This window comes from Kocuria subflava (assembly GCF_012163155.1).
Classification (GTDB): domain Bacteria; phylum Actinomycetota; class Actinomycetes; order Actinomycetales; family Micrococcaceae; genus Kocuria; species Kocuria subflava.
Genome location: NZ_JAAVUN010000035.1, coordinates 1 through 17,089 on the forward strand (window position 1 = coordinate 1; position 17,089 = coordinate 17,089).

The window sequence follows — 17,089 nt, forward strand, 5'->3', positions numbered from 1 at the left end:
CGGCACCGCCAGCGAGATCCTCACCGCCACCGGCACCGAATGGCCAACACACTAAATTGGCACGACTCGGGTCCAACGGATTCAGGAGAACGTGGGAGCAACCCACGTTGCGCTCAGCGCAGACGAGGTCGCAGATCTCAACAGGCTGGCTGCTCGAATCGGTGTGCAGGGAGCGCGTTACAACGCGGTCCACATGGGCATGGTGGGCCGCTGAGCCCCAGTGGGGTACTGGACGGTCAGGTGAGCTCAGAGGCCTTGGGGCGGTAGTGGCTGTCGTCGTTGACGTAGGCGTAGTAGATGCCGATCATCAGCCCACCGCCCACAAAGTTGCCCAGCAGTGCCACGCCCACGTTGGCCATAGCCGCCAGGAGGTCAATGCCGTGGTTGAGACCGACCACGGTGAACAGCACCGTGTTGGCCACTGAGTGTTCCAGGCCCATGAAGGCAAAGACGAACACGGCCGCAATCATGGACAGCGCCTTGGTGATGTCGTCCTTGATGTAGCCGTTGTAGATCAGCAGCATGGCCAGGTTGATCATGAAGTTGCACAACACCGCACGGACGAACAAGTCTCCGTAACCCTCCCAGCCGCCGGTGACGTAGCCGAGTTTGATGTCCACGGCAGCCAACATGGCCTCCCCCGCAGCCCCCTGCGGGAGCGTGGACAGCGTGTAGAGGACTGCGATCACCAGTCCCCCCAGGAAGTTGCCCAGGAAACACAGCGTCAGGATCTTCAACCCACGCCAGGCGGTGATCCTCCGGTAGTAACCGCCGATGGAGACGATCATCATGTTGGAAGTCAGCAGCTCTGACTTGGTGTAATAGATGAACACCAGAGCCCAACCAAAGGCAATGCCACCCAGGGCTCGGCCGATGCCCAGCAGGGTCTCATCCCCCACCGGAATGGCATCAAAGATGGCGATCAGGCTGAAGTTGGTCACGTACAGGATGGCCACGATCATCCCGGCCATGGCCGCACGCATGAGGAAGCGTTGGACCAGGCTGCCGGTCATCACCGTTTTGGTGTCCAGGGCCTCCAACACCGTGGAAATGAACGCCTTGCCGGGGAACAAGGCCCCCAGGCTGCGTACCTGGGCCGTGTTGGGTCCCACGGCAGGGTCCGGGTTCTCAGAAGATGCGGGCTGCCCGCTGCTGGATGTGCGATCTGTGGCCACTGAAGCATGGTCCCATGCCCATATGACGCCGTATGGCGGGTTTCGCGATATTGCTGCACCAGCCGGGGTGAGAACCAGCACAACCGGTGATCACAAGGTGTGCTCCTCCATGGTGGGCGGCACTGTGCTCAGATCCACCCAACGCATCCAGCGAGGCTCCAGCCCCACCACACACAGGTAGTCCGGGTCACCGCCACCTTCCGGGTGAGCTGTTGCCAAGGCATCGGCGGCGTGCTCGGCCGCATCCCCACCCAGCACACGCGCCACGGCTTCCAGCTGGATCTCCTGGCCCGTTCCGGAGACCACCACCAAGGACACCTCCGGGCGGGACCCGATGTTCAGGGCCTTGCGCGAACGGCGGTCGGTACCGAACACCACGGTCCCGGAACCTGTCACCGCCAGGTTGACCCAGGCTGCTTCCGGGAATTCTCCTTCCACGGGATGTGAGGCCAGGACACCGCCGGGGTTCTCACTGACAAAAACGCTCACAGAGTTTGCAGGTTCCAGGTGCTGATGGGTCACGGGTGCTCCAGCTGTGGTTCGCGGTTCAATGAGGTCGCACGTTTCCTGACGGGCGGCACTGGCCGCTGGTCAGCTCCCCTCCATCGCAACACACCGGAGCCGCTCACGTCAGTCTGTGGCGCTGACGTTACGTGACGCAGACTCACCCGTTCTGCTCGTACGCCGCCCGGATCAGCGGTTTCAGTGCTGCGACGTCGTCCGCGGTGGCTTCCGCGCTCAGATGAACCCAGTGTGTTGCCTGGGCAAAGTTCTTGGCGGGTTCAACCTCCAGGCCACTCACCTCGGGAATCTCCGAACGCAATCGAACACCCACGCGCAAGCGCCCGTACGGGCCTGGGGCAACGGCCGCGAACTGGGTGCGGCGGATGAACGGAATGTAGGTGGCTCGCCCTTCCACACTGACCTGGCCGCCGTCGTCACCGGTGTCCAGGCTGAGAATCAGGTCGGTGACCTGGTCATGCAACGGCCGCAGCACCGCCTTCTTCCCGGAGTACAGCTGGTCCACGTACTGCAGTGTGGACGGCGGGACCCATCCGGCATCCAGTGCGGCCATGTGCGCCACGGTGAACTGCGTGTCCTGCGGCAACCCGTGCTCAGTCTTCAACCAGGACCGGACAGCCTTCTGATCCAGTGGATCAGGACCATCGGTGCGGATCAGCTGGATCCATTGCTCCAGGCTGCGGCCCGTTCGATCGGCCATGGAGGCAACCAGGGCAGAGATCATGGCGTTGGGTTCGGGACTCACAGTTCAGCCCTCCAGTTCTTGACGGTTGCGCATCTCCCAGCGCTCCAGCCGGCCCTGAAGGCCACGCCGGACCGATGGCCACTCCGTGCCCAGGACGGAGAACACGACCGTGTCCCGCAAGGTCCCGTCCGGGCGAATGCGGTCATTACGCAGGACACCGTCCTGTTTGGCGCCCAGTCGGGTGATGGCTGCCCGTGACTGGTGGTTGTGCCAATCAGTACGGAACTGCACGCAGGTGCAGTGAAGCTCCTCAAAGGCCCGCTGCATCATGAGCAGCTTCATGGCCGGGTTGACCCCGGTGCCCTGGGCGTAATGCGCCATCCACGTGTACCCGATCTCCAGTCGGCCGTGTTCCGGGGCCAGGTTGCAGAAGGTGGTCATGCCCAAGGCCCGACCGTTACGTGGATGGATGATGGCCCACGGCGCCATGCGTTCCTCCACGTGCAGTTTCAGGCGACGGTCGATCTCCTGCGCCATGGTCTCCCGATTGGGAACAGATGTGTACCAGGTGCGGTGGAGGTCATTGACTTCGGCTGCCGCCACCAGATCATCGTGGTGGGCATGGCTCAGCGGTTCCAGACGAACCCCTGCATGCTGCAGGACCGGGGTGGATGCGTAGCTCACGAACGCAACCGTACCCCGGTCCTGGTCACCGACGACGCGCCCCGGTGGCAACACAGCGTGCCCACCGGAGTGCGACCGAAATCTCAGCGCCTGAACAACCGCGCCAGCAGCCCTGGCGAGTTCTTCTGCGCCGCCAGGACTTCACCGTGGGAGTGCTTGCCGTTGCACCACTGCCCGGCCGGCACGTTCTTTTTCACGGAGTCAATGTGTTGGCCGCATCCGGCCCAGGTGGTCTTGCCGCAGACCGTGCAGGTGACAGCTCGGCACATCTCAGTTCATCTCCAACAGTTCGGGGGCGCGATCGCCCAGGGTGTCCAACAGGGTCAACATGCCTCCAGACAGGGAGGCGGAATCAAAACCGGCCTGGGCCAGCACCCGATGGGCGATGGCCGAACGCACGCCGGACCGGCACAACACTCGAACAGGCTTGTGGCCGGCCGCGGCACGAACCTCATCCAGCCGTTCACGCAACTGGGTGTGCGGGATGTTCAGCGCACCGGGAATCCGCTCCACCTCAAGTTCGGATTCCTGCCGGACGTCCAGCACCAGCCCCTGGTCAAGCCACTGCTCCACGTCTTGCGCGTACCACAGCGGCACCGTGCCATCCAGGACATTGGAACCCAGCATCCCGGCAAAGTTCAGGGGGTCCTTGGCTGATCCGTACGGCGGGGCATAGGCCAGGTCCAGATCGATCAGCTCCTCCACGGACATGCCCGCGCGGATGGCGGTTGCCAACACGTCGATCCGCTTGTCCACCCCGTCCTGACCGGTGGCTTGGGCACCCAGGAGGCGGCCGTCGTCGTGGTGGAAATGGATCACCAGGTGAACCGGTGTGGCCCCGGGAAAGTACCCGGCGTGGTTGTTGGGGTGCAGATGCATGGTGCGGTACGTGATCCCGGCGGCCTCCAGGGCAGCCCGGTTGGCCCCCGTGGTGGCAGCGGTCAGCTCCCCCACGCGCACGACGGCGGTGCCCACTGCCGTGGGGATCGGCCGAGCCGTGGCAGGACGCAGGATGTGGTCAGCCACCAGTCGCCCCGCACGGTTAGCCGGTCCAGCCAGAGCCACCGGGCGTTTGAGACCCGTCACGGCGTCCGTGGAGAGCACCGCATCCCCCACGGCCCAAACGTTGGGGGCCGAGGTTCGTCCGTGCTGATCCACCAGGATCGCGCCGCGTTGGCAGTCGATGCCTGCTTCCTGATACGTGCTGGTGTCCGGGCGGACCCCCACGGAGAGCACGATCAGCTCAGCAGGCAGGCGGGTTCCATCAGCCAGCACCACGGTGTCCTGTTGCTCGCCCGACTCCACGGATTCCGCGGCAACCCCGGTGCGGACGGTGACACCCAACCGGCGCAATTCGCGAGTCACGGGGTGAGCCACTTCAGCCTCCAACGGTGGCAGCACGTGGTCCGCCAACTCCACCACGGTGACATCCAGCCCCTGCATGGTCAGGGCTTCTGCGGCCTCCAACCCGATGAAACCGCCGCCCAGGACCACGGCCTGCCGCACTCCCTTGTCCACCGAGTCCCGCATCTGCAGGGCGTCCTCCACGGTGCGCAGCGTCATGACACGTTCGGAGTCCAGCCCCGGCAGAGGTGGCCGGAGCGCAGTGGCACCGGGAGCCAACACCAAAGCGTCATAGGTGATGGTCTGCGTGCCGTCCGGGGTGTTGGCCGTCACCGTCTGCGCTGCGGTGTCCAGGGCCGTCACCTCATGGCGGATCCTGACGTCCAGGTTCAGGGCGGTTTTGAGGGATTCCGGGGTCTGGACCAGCAGCTTGTCCTGATCCTGGATCTCCCCGCTGACGTAGTACGGCAGCCCGCAGTTGGCAAAGGAGACATGCTCCCCACGCTCCAGGACGATGATCTCCGCCTGTTCATCCAAACGCCGAGCACGCGCGGCAGCACTCATGCCGCCGGCAACGCCACCAACCACCACGATTTTCACGGTTGACCCACTTTCCGTCAGTCCTCAGTTCTGGACCAACAATATACCCCTTGGGGTATACGGGCAACCGTGGGAGGCGTGTTGAGCACGGCGCCAACCCCTTGATCAAATCGCCGACCGTGGGGTCACACGCCGCCGGTTTCACCCGCCTCCTCCAGATTGTCCAGCCAGGCCGTCATGACCCGGCGTGCGGCCTCTGACAGCTCGGCCGCATGGACCGGAGCTGCCGCCCGAATGATCCGCGGGATGACGCCTGCGGCAGCCAGTTCAACGCTGTGGCCCACCAACCACTGCTCGATTCGATGAGCCTGGGCCTCCAGAAGAAATTGCAGTCCCAGAATGATGGGGCCCATCTGAAAGGCCTGGTTCGGAAAGCCTCGGGTCTCCGCCGGGCGAACGGCGCCGTCGGGAATCTCGAATTCGTCACCATGCCAGTGCAGAACGGGGGTTTCCCCCAAAGCTGCCAGGACCGATTCTTGACCCGCCTCTGTGAGGTCGACGGGCCCGTAGCCGATCTCCTTGTGGACTGCCGGGCCCACGGAGGCCCGCAAGGCATGTGCCATGAGTTGAGCCCCCAGACAGATGCCCAGAGTGGGCAGATTCTTGCTCAACCGCGCAGCCAGCACATGCCATTCATCGGCCAGGAAGGGGTAGTTGGCGACGTCGTAGATACCGATCGGACCGCCCAGGACCGCCAGGAGGTCAGCGTCAACCACACGATCGTGGTCCACGGCGTCCACTCCTGCGTCCAGGTACTCCACCTGATACCCGCGATCACGCAGGATCTGCTCCAACAGACCGAGGTCTTCAAAGGCAACGTGTCGGATGGCCAGTGCGCGCATGATGGGCTCCTTCCGCTCCAGATGCGGGAACTCCCCGGTGACGGTGAACATGAGTTTCAGCCAGCATGGAACCTGCCAATACGTGCCGCAGCAAGGACTGTTACCTGATCGGTAGTGCTGTCACAGTTGCTTCCCAGCTTCAATCATCTTCAGAAGAAGTTGATCAACACCACGTAGGTCAGTGTCCCCGATCCCACGCTCAGCAGGGTCCGGCGCCCACACCCCAGATGTACGACGACGGTGACAACACCCGCCACCAGCGCCTTGACCAGATGTGAAGATCCGCCGTGGGCGGCGTCGGCAAAAGTCACGGCGGCCAGAACTGCCAGGACACCCACAGGCATCCAGACGGCCATGGTCAGGACAAACCGGGATTCGCGCAGGGGTTTGAGCAGCGCGAACGGCAGTGCCCTCAAGCTGAAAGTGATGATGAACATGATGGCCAGAACGGCCAACACGTAACCCAGGTTGTCCACGGTTCACACCACCCCGGAATCGCGGGCGGATGAACCAAAACGCCCTGAACGGACGGCGAGTAGGAACCGCAACACCAACAGAAATACGAACAGCAACAGCGCCACGAATAAGGCGGAGTCCGGGATCACCAGGTAAGCCACGGCAGAGCTGGCTGCAGCCAACAGCAGGGAAGGCACCTGTGCGCGTGACCGGGCCGCATCCAGGGTGAGTGTGATGAACAGAGCACACAGGGCGAACTCCAGGCCTGCAATGGGCGCCGGCAGCAGGGACCCCGCCAACACCCCCACCAGTCCACCAACGATCCAGTAGAGGTGGAAGGAAAACTGCATGGCCAGCAGGCGCCGACCCGTCCACCCCTGCGGCTGGGCGGCTGTGACGGCGTAGGCCTCGTCGATCATGGCGTAGACCGAATAGACCTTGGCCAGCGGGTTAGGCACCACGTGCAAGGGGAAAGAGAACGAATAGAAGACGTGGCGGAAGTTGACCAGGAAGGTGGTCAACGCAATGGTCAGCAGGGGCGTTCCGGCTGAGATCAAACCGACCATGAGCAGTTCCAAGGAACCTGCGAATCCCGCCACGGACATGGCCGGCGCCAACCACCACGGAAACCCCGCCTGATGCACCAGCAGCCCGAAGGCCACTCCCAACGGGAACAGCCCAAGGCCTGCCGCCAGGGATAAGGTGACCCCGTGCCTGATCTCACTTCGCACCGCATGCATTGATCCATCATCCCGCACCGCGTGACATACATTTCACGATTCACGTGCATCGATGCACTTGCATGATTACTATGCAAATCAACATGCACTTGCATTGAGTGCCTGTTCGCACACGCACCCCCCAGGAGAACACAGTGTCACCCCGCCACACCTCTTCCACCCCCACCCTTGCGGTCTCAGGTGCTCGCGCCTCCGCGCTGCTTGCTGCCGCGGCCCTGATCAGCGTCCCCGTTGCAGCGGCCACCCCCAGCCAAGCCGAGGTGATCCCGAATGCCATCGACAGCGTCCAGACTCAGGGCACCGTCCGCGTGTGAGATGGTTTCCGACTGGTCGCCACATGGTCAGTGCCGGACCACTCGCAGCCTGGAGACACATTTGCATTGACGCTGCCGCCTGAATTGACGCCCTTGCAGCGCACCTTCCCCATCACCACACCGGACGGTTCCGTAGTGGCCACCGCGGAGGCTGTGGACGGCAATGTTGTGGTCACCGTGTCCGATTTCGTCGGCACCCACCCCACCAACATCTCCGGTCGGATGGAGTTCAACGCCCTGGTCAGTGCGGATGCCACACCAGGTCAACCCCTGACCATCACATTTGGGGGAACCAGCACATCCGTGACTCCGGAGGGCCCCACGGGGATCGGCAACATTGAGGCGCCCTCCAAGTTCGGCTGGTACAACCCGGACGGCTCCAATTCCTGGACCGTCCAGGTGCCCGGACCCCTGACCAATGTCACGGTCACCGACTCCCCCGCCGGACATCAAATCGACTGCACCTCCGTCCACGCTTCCGTCGGCGAGTCCGTGGATGGCGCGTACCCCACCACTTTCACGCCCAGGGCCGTGGAGCTCACCTGTGATGCCAACGGGTGGCGAGCAGTGGTGGGTGACCTTGCCCCCAACGACCTTCTGGTCATCATGGGCGATGTCAACACGGCTGCTCCCGTGACGCCCGATGCCAACGGTTTGCTGGAGAATTCCTGGACCGTCACCTCTGACCAGTCCACCGACGGCGGCACCGCGGCCACCGTGCTCTACAGCGCGTTCGGAACCGGCAATGGAGTGCCCGTCCCGCCTGCACCGAAACCAACACCGGAGCCCACTCCAACACCGACGCCGGAACCAACCCCCATCCCCGAACCGACACCCACTCCGACTGCAACTCCTACCCCGGAGACCACCCCGTCCGCATCGCCGACCCCCACTCCGGAGCCGACTCCAACGTCCACTCCCACCTCCACCCCGACCCCGGACACGACTGCCTCCCCGTCACCGACCCCCCCGCCGAGCCAGACACCCACCCAGGCACCCTCGCCCACATCAACCGCGCAGCCCACGACCGAGGCCCCGTCACCCAGCGAGACCACAACACCGACGACGCCCGCACCACAGGCGACGACGCCGCAACCAACCACTGATCAGCCCCAACCACCTGCGGGTACCACCACACCGCCTGCGTCCAAGGATTCCTCCATTCTGGTTCGTACCGGGTTGAGCACTTCCGATGGCCAATGGGGCCCCACGGTCTGGATCTTTGCTGCTGCCACAGTAATTGCGGCAGCTTCCGGGTGGGTCTATGTGAGCCGCCGCCGTCGCATGGACTGACCGCAAGACTCACGGGCTGACGACGAACGGACTGGCCAGACCGGATGAATTGGCCAGACCGGATGCGATGGCCAAAACGCGCACGGACGATTCGCGATTGACGGCGGGGTGCCCCTGTGACGAGCACCTCGCCGTCACCCGTCAACACGACAGCATCGAATGATGCGCAATGGTTCGTCAGCGCCTTGTCCCAAAACGATTCAGCACGCACACTCTTACCCACAATGATTCGTCGCCAATCACCAGAGACCAACCACCGCACAATGGCCCACAAAACCACTCATCACAACGCCAAACAATCACGGTGGTCACAACGTGCCTTGATTGCCACGTGTGTGATTTCCACGGCCGCGGCAGGAATTCTGGTGGTGGACCAGGTGACGGATGGCCAACCAGAAACCTTGCAGCGTCTGGGCGTTGTTCCGGAACCCATGGGCCCCACAGAGATGACAGGCCCAACGGCCGGCCCGGCAGATGTTCCGCCCCAGGACGTCCTGGTGGCTGGGCAAGCTGCCCAAGATCACCAAGCCACGGACGACGGCTTGCCCACAGTGGGCATGGACGGGATTGATCTCAGCAGGATTTCCGCCGGCGGCGGGCAAGGGGCGGACAACCAGGACTGGTCCACCATGCACCCCTCTGAGCTGGCCATTCCTGCCGCTGACCTGCGTATTCCGATGGTTCCACGCGGACTGGTCAGTTTGGATGCAACCACTCAGGAGATGGACCTGCCGGTGTCGTTCCAAGCGGGTTGGTTGACGTCGTCGTCGTCAGTGAGCAGTACCCAAGGCACCACAGTTGTGGCGGGGCACGTGAACTGGGCGGATGGGTCCTGGGCACCCATGTCCAACCTCTACAACGCTCAGCCCGGTATGACGGTGCTGACCACGGACCAGTCAGGGGCATTGCAGTCGTGGAAAGTCACATCAAGTTCAAGTGTCCCCCAAAATGAGCTTTCCCACTTGTTTACATTGACTGATACCCAAGGTCCCCGGGAATTGGTGCTGATCACCTGCGAGGCATCGATTGACAACCAAGAGAACTTATCATTCGACAAGAATCATGTGGTCACCGCAGTACCGCAACCATAGTGCAAAGATTGGCACGCTGATATTGTTGAATGACGCATTTGTCGTGGGGCAAATGCATGGTCATGTCAGCGGTTGAGTCCCTATGGGATCAGGGGTTCAACTGTTGCGACTCAAGGAGAAACGCCAAGTCCCTTGCCATTCACCACCGCCGGCACGTGCGCGTTGCCGGCCTGGCCTCTGTTCTGGCCCTTGCCGCAGCACCCTTGACGTTTTCCGGGGCTGCCTGGGCAACCGACATACCGGATGCAGTCACCTCTGTGGAGACACAGGGCGCCATCCGTGTGGGTGATTCCTTCACACTGGTGGCCCAGTGGGCTGTGCCGGACCACTCCCAGCCCGGTGACACCTTCACCCTGGAGCTGCCGCCTGAATTGTCCCCCATGCAGGCCCAGTTCGACGTCCTCAGTGACAGTGGTGCCGTGGTGGCCACGGCCAATGTCCAAGGCGGCAACGTGGTGGTCACCCTCAGCGACTATGTGACGCAGAATCCGGTGAACCTCAAGGGCCAGCTGCGCTTCAACGCCACGGTCAACGAGTCCGCCACACCGGGCACTCCGATTGTGATTGCCTGGGGCACGTTCACCACCACCATCACTCCCAGCGAGCCCTCCGGTATCGGCGACATCACCCAACCCTCCAAATTCGGCTGGGTCAATGACGCCGGGACCAACTCGTGGAGTGTTCAGGTTCCCGGCCCGCTGACCAACGTGGTGGTGTCAGACACTCCCCAGGGTCATCAGATCGATTGCAGCTCGCTGCGGGGTGCGGTTGCTGTCTCCGTTGACGGTGCCTACCCCACCGGGTGGGAACCGCGACAGATCGACGTCCTCACCTGCGACCCCGCAGGTTGGACCGTTGCCTTGGGTGACATTGAGGCCGATCAACTTGTCCTGATCCAAGGCGACGTTGACGTCAGCGCCGGGATCACCCTTGACCCCGCTGACGGTCTGCTGCACAACGGGTGGTCCGTGACGGCCGATCAGGGAGCCACGGATGGCACCGGAGTGTCTGTGCTCTACGGCGCTGACGGAACCGGTGGCGGAAACCCGCTGCCGCCAGCGCCGGAGCCCACGCCTGAGCCCACGGTGACCCCCACACCTGAGCCCACCGAGACCCCTGAACCCACGGCCACCCCAACTCCGGAGCCGACCCCCACCCCCGAACCGTCGGTGACGCCCACCCCGGAACCCACGAAGACCTCCACTCAGGAGCCCTCGGTTACACCCACACCGGAGGACAAGCCCTCTGCGCAACCCACGGCGGAATCCACCACCCCCGCATCAGAGGCCGCCTCACCGGCTGGAACCCACTCACCCTCACCTGTCGCGCAGCCCAGCACCAAGCCTGAGAAGCCCATCTTGGTGCGAACCGGGTTGGCCGGCGAGGACGGCGGATTCGGTCCCACGGCGTGGATCATCGGCGGTGCCGTGACGCTGGCTGTGGTCTCCGGCGGGACGTGGGTACTGCGTCGTCGTTCCCAGAGCTGAGACCGTGGTGAGCATCTGAGGAGTCCGTACCGGCTGTGACCAGAGAACAACAGCGGGTGGTTCCGGACCGTAAGTCCTGGATCACCCGTTGTTGCGTGTTCACACCGGCGCCGCCGGCCCCAGATGTTCACCCCTGCACAAGCCGTGCGTCCGGTACCGCTGCGCCCTTGTTGTTATAATGACGGAACATACTCTTCACTTCTCTCGAAAGGCCATCGTGCCCACCGTCACGCCTGCCTCCCGCGCAGACATCGATGATCTCGCCCGCCTCCTGGCGCAGTCCTTCCAGTTCGATCCGCCGTCCCGCGCGGTGCTGCAACCCTCTGATGACCAGGACATGTTGCGCCGTGCGTTCTACCTGTTCCGCGCCATGCTGGCCTCCGGTCCCATTGAAGCCGGGCTGGTGGACACCATCCGGGAGGACGGCAGGATCCTGGGAGTCGCTACGTGGGAGGCCCCTGGCGACACCATGTCCTCCTCCGTGAGCAGCTACGTCAAGCACGTGCCCGACTACGTGCGCGCGATCGGGTGGGCCGGGCTTCCGCGAGCCATCAAAATCCGAATGCAGATTGGCCGCCACAAGCCGGGGGTGCCGGCTTGGTACCTGCATGCCATTGGTGTGCACCCGCAGTTCCGGGGCCGCGGAGTGGGCTCGCAACTGCTCAAGCACCGCCTTGACCTGGTGGATGCGGACAACCAGCCCGCCTACCTTGAGTCTTCGACCTCCTTGACCGGCAGGTTGTACCGCCGTCACGGGTTCCAGACCTTGCGCCCCATCAGCATCACGGAGCAGGCCGTGCCGTACGCCATGTGGAGGCCTCCGACTGATCAGCGCTGAAGCTGGTCAAGCAGCGCCGAAACCCCTGAATCCTGTCAGTCGGCAAGCAACTGGTGGATCCGGTAGGGAATGAGCTCACGCAGCACGATGGTGGTGGAGGTCCTGCGGATCCCGGGACACCCCAGCACGGTCTGGTTGAACACGTAGAGGTCATCGGCATCCCGAGCCACCAACTGCATGAACAGGTCCGTTCCGCCGGTGGTGGCCACACATTCCAGGACCTCGGGCAGATCGTGGAGGGCGGCCACGGCGTCGTCGAACAGTTCCTGTTCCACCTCCGCGGTGCAAATGGCGCGGATGCCGTAACCCAGCGCCTCCGGGGGCACGGTCACGCTGTGGCCGCGCAGCACACCGGGTTCAAAGAGCTGGGAAATCCGGCTCTGGACGGTGCCCCGGGCCAGATGGAGTTTCTGGGCCACCCACCCCACGGTGGCCCTGGGGTTGGTGTCCAGGGCGCGCAGGACGCGGCGGCTGGTGGAGTCGATCTCCTTCACCCGATTGCTCACTTTCATCCACTGTTAACCCGATCAATTGATCAAAATGATCAATTATTATCTCAGGTGTTGACCACTTTAGTGGTGTGGCCACAAATAGTTTGACATGACCACTTCTGTTGACGCTGCTCCCGCCATCGAGTCCCCCACCGTGGGCCAATACCTGGCTCAGCGGCTGGCCCAATTGGGGGCCACCAGCCTGTTCGGGCTACCTGGGGATTTCAATCTGACGTTGTTGGATCAGACGTTGACCGTGGACTCCGTGACCTGGGTGGGCTCCACCAATGAGCTCAATTCCTCCTACGCAGCCGATGCCTTCGCCCGTGCCGGCCGCGGCCTCGGCGCGATTGTCACCACGTTCGGTGTGGGCGAGCTGTCAGCCGTGAACGGGTTGGCAGGCAGCTACTCGGAAGATGTCCCGGTGGTGCACGTGGTGGGCATGCCGTCACGCGCTGCCATGGATCAGGGAGTCCCGCTGCACCACACCCTTCCGGACGGCGACTTTGACCATGGCCTGCGGGTGGCCCGCGAGTTCACCGTGGCAGACACCGTGCTACGTCCGGAAAGTGCCGCCCGGGAATCGACCGCGTGCTCACGGCAGTGCTCTCCGCTTCCAAGCCGGGGTTCATCGGCGTACCCCTGGATGTGGCGGCCGCCGTGGTCCAGGACGCCACCAACAGTGAACCGCTGACCGTTGCCCAGACCCGCCCGGACGTGCTGAGCGCCTGTGAACGTGCGTTGCGCGACCACGTGGGCCGTGACTCCTGCGCCACTTTGCTGGTGGGTCCGCGCGTTCACCGCCGCGGCCTGGAATCCGTGGTGCAGGAGATCGCCGAATTGCCCGGGGTCCTGGTGGCCAGCCAGTCTGCCTCCAAGGCGATCCTGGATGAACGTCACCCCGCCAGCCTGGGCACCTACCTGGGCAGAACGACGGCGCAGCCCGCCACCCGCGATGCCGTGGACCAAGCGGAAATGTTGATCATGATCGGCACCATCACCAGCGACTTCACCACCGGGTTCTTCTCCCACAAGTACGTCCCGGAGGAAGCCGTTGAGCTGGCACTGGATCACGCTCGAATCGCCCATGCCCACTACCCGGGGGTCATGCTGTATGACGCCCTGGATGTGCTGAAGAGAGTCATCACCGATGCGCAGATGAGCGCAGTGGAGGGGGTGGCGGCGTCGTCGTCGGTTCCGGATGAAGCACCCGTGGCCGCCGACGACGAACCCCTGACGCACCAACTGTTCTGGCCGGAGATCCAGCACTGGATTGCCCCGCAGACCACCGTGATCGCGGAGGCCGGCACCAGCTCCTACGGCGCCCTGGACCTGCAGCTGCCGGCCGACAGTGACTTGTTGGGGCAGCCGGTGTGGTCCTCGATCGGATACACGCTGCCTGCAGTGCTGGGCGCGCGGCTGGCCCAACCACAGCGCCGGCCCGTGTTGTTCATCGGGGATGGATCCGCGCAGCTGACCGTGCAGGAATTGGGAACGATCTTCAAGCGAGTGCCCAACTCGGTGACGTTCTTGATTGAGAACCGCGGGTACACCGTGGAGCGCTACATCCAGAGCCCTGAAGCCATCTACCAGGACGTCACGGAATGGGATTGGCCATCCATCCCGGCTGTGCTGGGTGCCCCGCACGTGCACACCCCGCGGGTGGGGACGCTGGGCGAACTGCGCAAGGTGCTGGCAGAGACCACCCAGAACCGGGATCAGAGCTACTTCATCACCGTGGACCTGCCCGAACGTGATGCCCCACGGCTACTGAAGGTGCTTGTTGAAGGAATTGCGGCGTCCAATTCCCAGGACTGAACCAGGGGCCTGACTCCGTCCTCAGGGCAGGTGACCAGAGATGTCACCTGCCCTGACGGTTGAGTCAGATGTTTTCCTTGACCACCCGAGCCGGATTGCCCACTGCCACCACGTTGGCGGGAATGTCCTTGGTGACCACAGCACCTGAGCCGATCACGGAGTTCTCCCCAATGGTCACGCCCGGGCAGACGATCACACCACCGCCCAACCACACGTTGTCGCCAATGGTGATGGCCTCTCCTGCCTCCACCTTGTCCCGCCGGGGCGTGGGCTCAACAGGATGTGTGGGTGCCAGCAGCTGCACGTGAGGGCCGATCTGGCAGTCGGCACCAATGCTGATGGGCACCACGTCCAGGGCTGTCAGTCCCATGTTGATGAACGTGCGGTCCCCCACGGAGATGAAACGGCCGTAATCCACGTGGATGGGGCCACGCACGTGGACGTCCTCACCCACGTGGCCGAACAGCTCCCGCACCAACTCCTGGCTGCCGTCAGGATCCTGGTAGTAGGCGGTGTTGAACTTGCCCATCAGCTCAATGGCCCGACGTCCGGCTTCTGCAATGCGTGGGTCATCCGCAATGTAATGGGCCCCCGCCAGCATCCGATCCCAGTTGCTGCCCTCGTCCCCGGCAAAGAACTCGATCAGGCGCTGCTGACGGGCGGCTTGGTCATGGGTGTTCTCCGGGCTCATGGTTGCCTCTCTGATTGGCTGTGGACTCGTTACCTGGGGCCCACCGTACCCGCCGCCGCCCGCCATCCCCCATTGCGCCGAGACCTCCGTTATGTCCCAAAAAAGTGCGTGATGTGGGCCTTATCGGAGGTCTCGGCTGAGGAAAAGAAACCCAGGTCATGAACTTTTTGGCCTCCTGCGGGCAATACAGGGCATGAACACCAAGAATGAGACTCCATGAGCACCGACAGCGAGGTCATTCAGGCCTCCCTGACGTCCCCGGAGGAGTTTGAGGACCTCTATGACCGTCACGCCACCGCCGTCTATCGCTACCTGACGCGCCGCCTGGGCAGCCAGTCAGCGGAGGACATCACCTCAGAAACCTTCATGGCGGCTTTCGACTCCCGAGACCGATTCGACCTGAACCGTGACTCGGCCGTGCCCTGGTTGCTGGGCATCGCCACCAATCTCTCCAATCGCCACCTGCGCCACACCGCACGAAGCATGGCAGCACATCACAAGGCGGCCGTGTCTGATGCGGAACTGGTCAGCCATCCCATGAACCTGGTGACGGAGCGACTGGATCATTCGGCCGGCACCTCGGAACTTATGCGTTCCCTGAATCAGTTGGCCCCGGCAAACCGCGACTGTCTCCTGCTGCACGTTTGGGGAGATTTGTCCTACCAGGCGATCGCCAGCGCACTGGAGATCCCCGTGGGCACCGTGCGTTCCCGCCTGCACCGAGCCCGGCTGACACTGCGCTCGCATTTGCCTTCAACCCGGGGCGCATCCGCCCCTACCTCATCCCCGTCACCGGTTGCCACCGGCCTCAGCACATCCCAGGAGACCCACCATGCTTGACCTGGAGGACCTGCGCGCAGCAGGTCTGGAAACCACCCACGATCCGGACACTGCGGCCACTCAACGGGGTCGCCTGGCCCTTTTGAACCACATCAACGCCCATACCCAGGCGCCGGTCACCCCCGATCAGGGCTGCGTCACACCGTTGGTTCCGCAACGATGACGCCGCCGCTCACCTTGGTTCCTCATCCCCGCCGCAGCTGCCGCTGCCGTTGGCGCCCTGGTGTTCAGCCAGTTGAGCGGTGATTCTGGTGATGGTGCCACACCTGCCGCTGCGGCCACGTTGGAGCAGGCGGCGTTGAACACCATGGAGGTCACCGACGCCGTCGTGAGGGATGGCCAATACAGGCGTGTGGAAACCACCTCTCAGACCATGGCCACAGCCAGTGTGGAATCCGGAACGTACAACGTGTTCTTGTGCCCCACCACTCAGATCATGTATGTCCCGGCCGATCCCGGAGACCCGGCCGAGCTCTGGTATTGGGACCAGCGCACGGATGGACACGGAACCCAGGTACTCAACACCGACGATCTCCCGGATGACGTTGTCCAGGCCTTTGAACACGGTGATACCGCATGTGATGAGGTTGTTCTCCAGGCGCCGCAGGGCCGCTGGTACGGTTCCCCCGCCCAGCTCTCCGCTGAGGATTTGGCCGATCTCCCCCGCGATCCGCGCGCACTGCTGGATCACATCCATGAGGTGAAACAGGACGAAAGCGCCTCTGCGGACGAACAAGTTTTTGTGTTCATCACGGATGCCATACGGACGGGCATGGTGGATGCAGAACTGCGTGCCGTGTTCTACAAGACCCTCATGCTGGTGCCGGGCGTTGATGTCGCAGCGGCCTCGGCTGCGGTCGATGGACGCACCGGCGTGGCCATCGGGCGGTGGGAGTCGGTGCGCAATGAACGCCAGGAAGTGATCATCGACCCATCCACCGGCGAATGGATCGGCGAGCGCACCATTTCCACCCAGGAGATGGATGCGATACCCGCGGGCACCGTTCTCAGCTCGGCCACGTACGCCACCGGCGTCGTCGACAAAGTTCCCGAGGACGTCACCCAAGCGGCCGTGGATCGGCCAGAAGGCTACAACCCTGGCTGACCCGTTACCTTTTTCATGACGCCGGTGTCCGGGAGGATGAAGGCGTAGGTAACCAGCCGGCCCCGGCATGATG

At 63.5% G+C, this 17,089-nt stretch carries 20 protein-coding genes and 1 pseudogene; 11 read left to right on the plus strand and 10 right to left on the minus strand.

Annotated elements, in window-relative coordinates; translation table 11 throughout:
• The first annotated feature begins 91 nt into the window (after positions 1-91).
• Positions 92-214 carry a hypothetical protein gene (locus tag GTW58_RS14725; protein WP_342453317.1) on the plus strand — a complete coding sequence of 41 codons (123 nt, stop codon included), beginning with the start codon at positions 92-94 and terminating at the stop codon, positions 212-214.
• Positions 215-236: 22 nt separating this feature from the next.
• Here the strand turns inward: GTW58_RS14725 and GTW58_RS11980 are convergent, their stop codons facing one another.
• The 8 genes from GTW58_RS11980 to GTW58_RS12020 form a co-directional block, all read right to left on the minus strand.
• Entirely contained in the window at positions 237-1,175 is a 939-nt protein-coding gene (locus tag GTW58_RS11980; protein WP_232818125.1) for a formate/nitrite transporter family protein, read from the minus strand.
• A gap of 90 nt (positions 1,176-1,265) precedes the next feature.
• Entirely contained in the window at positions 1,266-1,697 is a 432-nt protein-coding gene (locus GTW58_RS11985; protein ID WP_231559444.1) for a pyridoxamine 5'-phosphate oxidase family protein, read from the minus strand.
• A gap of 142 nt (positions 1,698-1,839) precedes the next feature.
• Positions 1,840-2,442, minus strand: a complete 603-nt coding sequence (locus tag GTW58_RS11990; protein WP_232818126.1) for a DUF5655 domain-containing protein — start codon at positions 2,440-2,442, stop codon at positions 1,840-1,842.
• A gap of 3 nt (positions 2,443-2,445) precedes the next feature.
• Positions 2,446-3,066 (minus strand): GNAT family N-acetyltransferase, encoded by a 621-nt coding sequence (locus GTW58_RS11995; RefSeq protein WP_047691079.1) that lies wholly within the window; start codon positions 3,064-3,066, stop codon positions 2,446-2,448.
• 270 nt (positions 3,067-3,336) lie between these two features.
• Entirely contained in the window at positions 3,337-5,010 is a 1,674-nt protein-coding gene (locus GTW58_RS12005) for an FAD-dependent oxidoreductase (protein WP_119933675.1), read from the minus strand.
• A 125-nt stretch (positions 5,011-5,135) separates the two neighbouring features.
• Positions 5,136-5,903: a glutamine amidotransferase gene (locus tag GTW58_RS12010; RefSeq protein ID WP_232818127.1), complete on the minus strand. Its 768-nt coding sequence runs from the start codon at positions 5,901-5,903 to the stop codon at positions 5,136-5,138.
• A 98-nt stretch (positions 5,904-6,001) separates the two neighbouring features.
• The gene (locus tag GTW58_RS12015) at positions 6,002-6,328 is read right to left on the minus strand and encodes a branched-chain amino acid transporter permease (protein ID WP_047691062.1); all 327 of its coding nucleotides are present in this window, start codon (positions 6,326-6,328) and stop codon (positions 6,002-6,004) included.
• 3 nt (positions 6,329-6,331) lie between these two features.
• Positions 6,332-7,048 carry an AzlC family ABC transporter permease gene (locus GTW58_RS12020; RefSeq protein WP_119933676.1) on the minus strand — a complete coding sequence of 239 codons (717 nt, stop codon included), beginning with the start codon at positions 7,046-7,048 and terminating at the stop codon, positions 6,332-6,334.
• Between the two features lie 134 nt (positions 7,049-7,182).
• On the opposite strand from GTW58_RS12020, the gene GTW58_RS12025 reads away from it, so the two are divergent.
• From GTW58_RS12025 to GTW58_RS12045, 5 genes are all read left to right on the plus strand, one after another.
• A complete protein-coding gene (locus GTW58_RS12025; RefSeq protein WP_119933677.1) occupies positions 7,183-7,362 on the plus strand; it encodes a hypothetical protein in 180 nt (59 codons plus the stop codon).
• A gap of 12 nt (positions 7,363-7,374) precedes the next feature.
• Positions 7,375-8,655, plus strand: a complete 1,281-nt coding sequence (locus GTW58_RS12030) for an Ig-like domain-containing protein (protein ID WP_255409154.1) — start codon at positions 7,375-7,377, stop codon at positions 8,653-8,655.
• 263 nt (positions 8,656-8,918) lie between these two features.
• Positions 8,919-9,746: a class F sortase gene (locus GTW58_RS12035; RefSeq protein ID WP_157980578.1), complete on the plus strand. Its 828-nt coding sequence runs from the start codon at positions 8,919-8,921 to the stop codon at positions 9,744-9,746.
• 155 nt (positions 9,747-9,901) lie between these two features.
• Positions 9,902-11,233 (plus strand): Ig-like domain-containing protein, encoded by a 1,332-nt coding sequence (locus GTW58_RS12040; protein WP_168023528.1) that lies wholly within the window; start codon positions 9,902-9,904, stop codon positions 11,231-11,233.
• A gap of 217 nt (positions 11,234-11,450) precedes the next feature.
• Entirely contained in the window at positions 11,451-12,071 is a 621-nt protein-coding gene (locus GTW58_RS12045) for a GNAT family N-acetyltransferase (protein ID WP_157980580.1), read from the plus strand.
• 35 nt (positions 12,072-12,106) lie between these two features.
• Here GTW58_RS12045 and GTW58_RS12050 read toward each other — a convergent pair whose 3' ends face one another.
• Positions 12,107-12,577, minus strand: a complete 471-nt coding sequence (locus tag GTW58_RS12050; RefSeq protein ID WP_370448293.1) for an Lrp/AsnC family transcriptional regulator — start codon at positions 12,575-12,577, stop codon at positions 12,107-12,109.
• Positions 12,578-12,671: 94 nt separating this feature from the next.
• Between GTW58_RS12050 and GTW58_RS12055 the strand changes: the two genes are divergently transcribed.
• Both GTW58_RS12055 and GTW58_RS12060 read left to right on the plus strand, forming a co-directional pair.
• Positions 12,672-13,256: a thiamine pyrophosphate-binding protein gene (locus GTW58_RS12055; RefSeq protein WP_119933690.1), complete on the plus strand. Its 585-nt coding sequence runs from the start codon at positions 12,672-12,674 to the stop codon at positions 13,254-13,256.
• Positions 13,154-14,380 carry a thiamine pyrophosphate-dependent enzyme gene (locus GTW58_RS12060; protein ID WP_119933683.1) on the plus strand — a complete coding sequence of 409 codons (1,227 nt, stop codon included), beginning with the start codon at positions 13,154-13,156 and terminating at the stop codon, positions 14,378-14,380. Before GTW58_RS12055 ends, GTW58_RS12060 begins: the two co-directional genes overlap by 103 nt.
• A 64-nt stretch (positions 14,381-14,444) precedes the next feature.
• On the opposite strand, the gene GTW58_RS12065 is transcribed toward GTW58_RS12060, so the two are convergent.
• The gene (locus GTW58_RS12065) at positions 14,445-15,071 is read right to left on the minus strand and encodes a sugar O-acetyltransferase (RefSeq protein WP_231559414.1); all 627 of its coding nucleotides are present in this window, start codon (positions 15,069-15,071) and stop codon (positions 14,445-14,447) included.
• A 216-nt stretch (positions 15,072-15,287) separates the two neighbouring features.
• Between GTW58_RS12065 and GTW58_RS12070 the strand changes: the two genes are divergently transcribed.
• The 3 genes and pseudogenes from GTW58_RS12070 to GTW58_RS12080 all read left to right on the plus strand — a co-directional run.
• The gene (locus tag GTW58_RS12070; RefSeq protein ID WP_119933684.1) at positions 15,288-15,911 is read left to right on the plus strand and encodes an RNA polymerase sigma factor; all 624 of its coding nucleotides are present in this window, start codon (positions 15,288-15,290) and stop codon (positions 15,909-15,911) included.
• A complete protein-coding gene (locus GTW58_RS12075; protein WP_157980581.1) occupies positions 15,904-16,074 on the plus strand; it encodes a hypothetical protein in 171 nt (56 codons plus the stop codon). The genes GTW58_RS12070 and GTW58_RS12075 overlap by 8 nt, the downstream gene beginning before the upstream one ends.
• A 15-nt stretch (positions 16,075-16,089) precedes the next feature.
• Positions 16,090-17,016 (plus strand): annotated as a pseudogene (locus GTW58_RS12080) (CU044_5270 family protein); the annotation flags it as partial.
• Positions 17,017-17,089: the final 73 nt, after the last annotated feature.

Coding starts and splice junctions, on each gene's coding strand:
- GTW58_RS12035 (WP_157980578.1), top strand. CDS start 8,919: ATGGCCCACAAAACCACTCATCACAACGCCAAACAATCACGGTGGTCA.
- GTW58_RS12055 (WP_119933690.1), top strand. CDS start 12,672: ATGACCACTTCTGTTGACGCTGCTCCCGCCATCGAGTCCCCCACCGTG.
- GTW58_RS12065 (WP_231559414.1), bottom strand. CDS start 15,071: ATGAGCCCGGAGAACACCCATGACCAAGCCGCCCGTCAGCAGCGCCTG.
- GTW58_RS12020 (WP_119933676.1), bottom strand. CDS start 7,048: ATGCATGCGGTGCGAAGTGAGATCAGGCACGGGGTCACCTTATCCCTG.
- GTW58_RS12010 (WP_232818127.1), bottom strand. CDS start 5,903: ATGTTCACCGTCACCGGGGAGTTCCCGCATCTGGAGCGGAAGGAGCCC.
- GTW58_RS12075 (WP_157980581.1), top strand. CDS start 15,904: ATGCTTGACCTGGAGGACCTGCGCGCAGCAGGTCTGGAAACCACCCAC.
- GTW58_RS12070 (WP_119933684.1), top strand. CDS start 15,288: ATGAGCACCGACAGCGAGGTCATTCAGGCCTCCCTGACGTCCCCGGAG.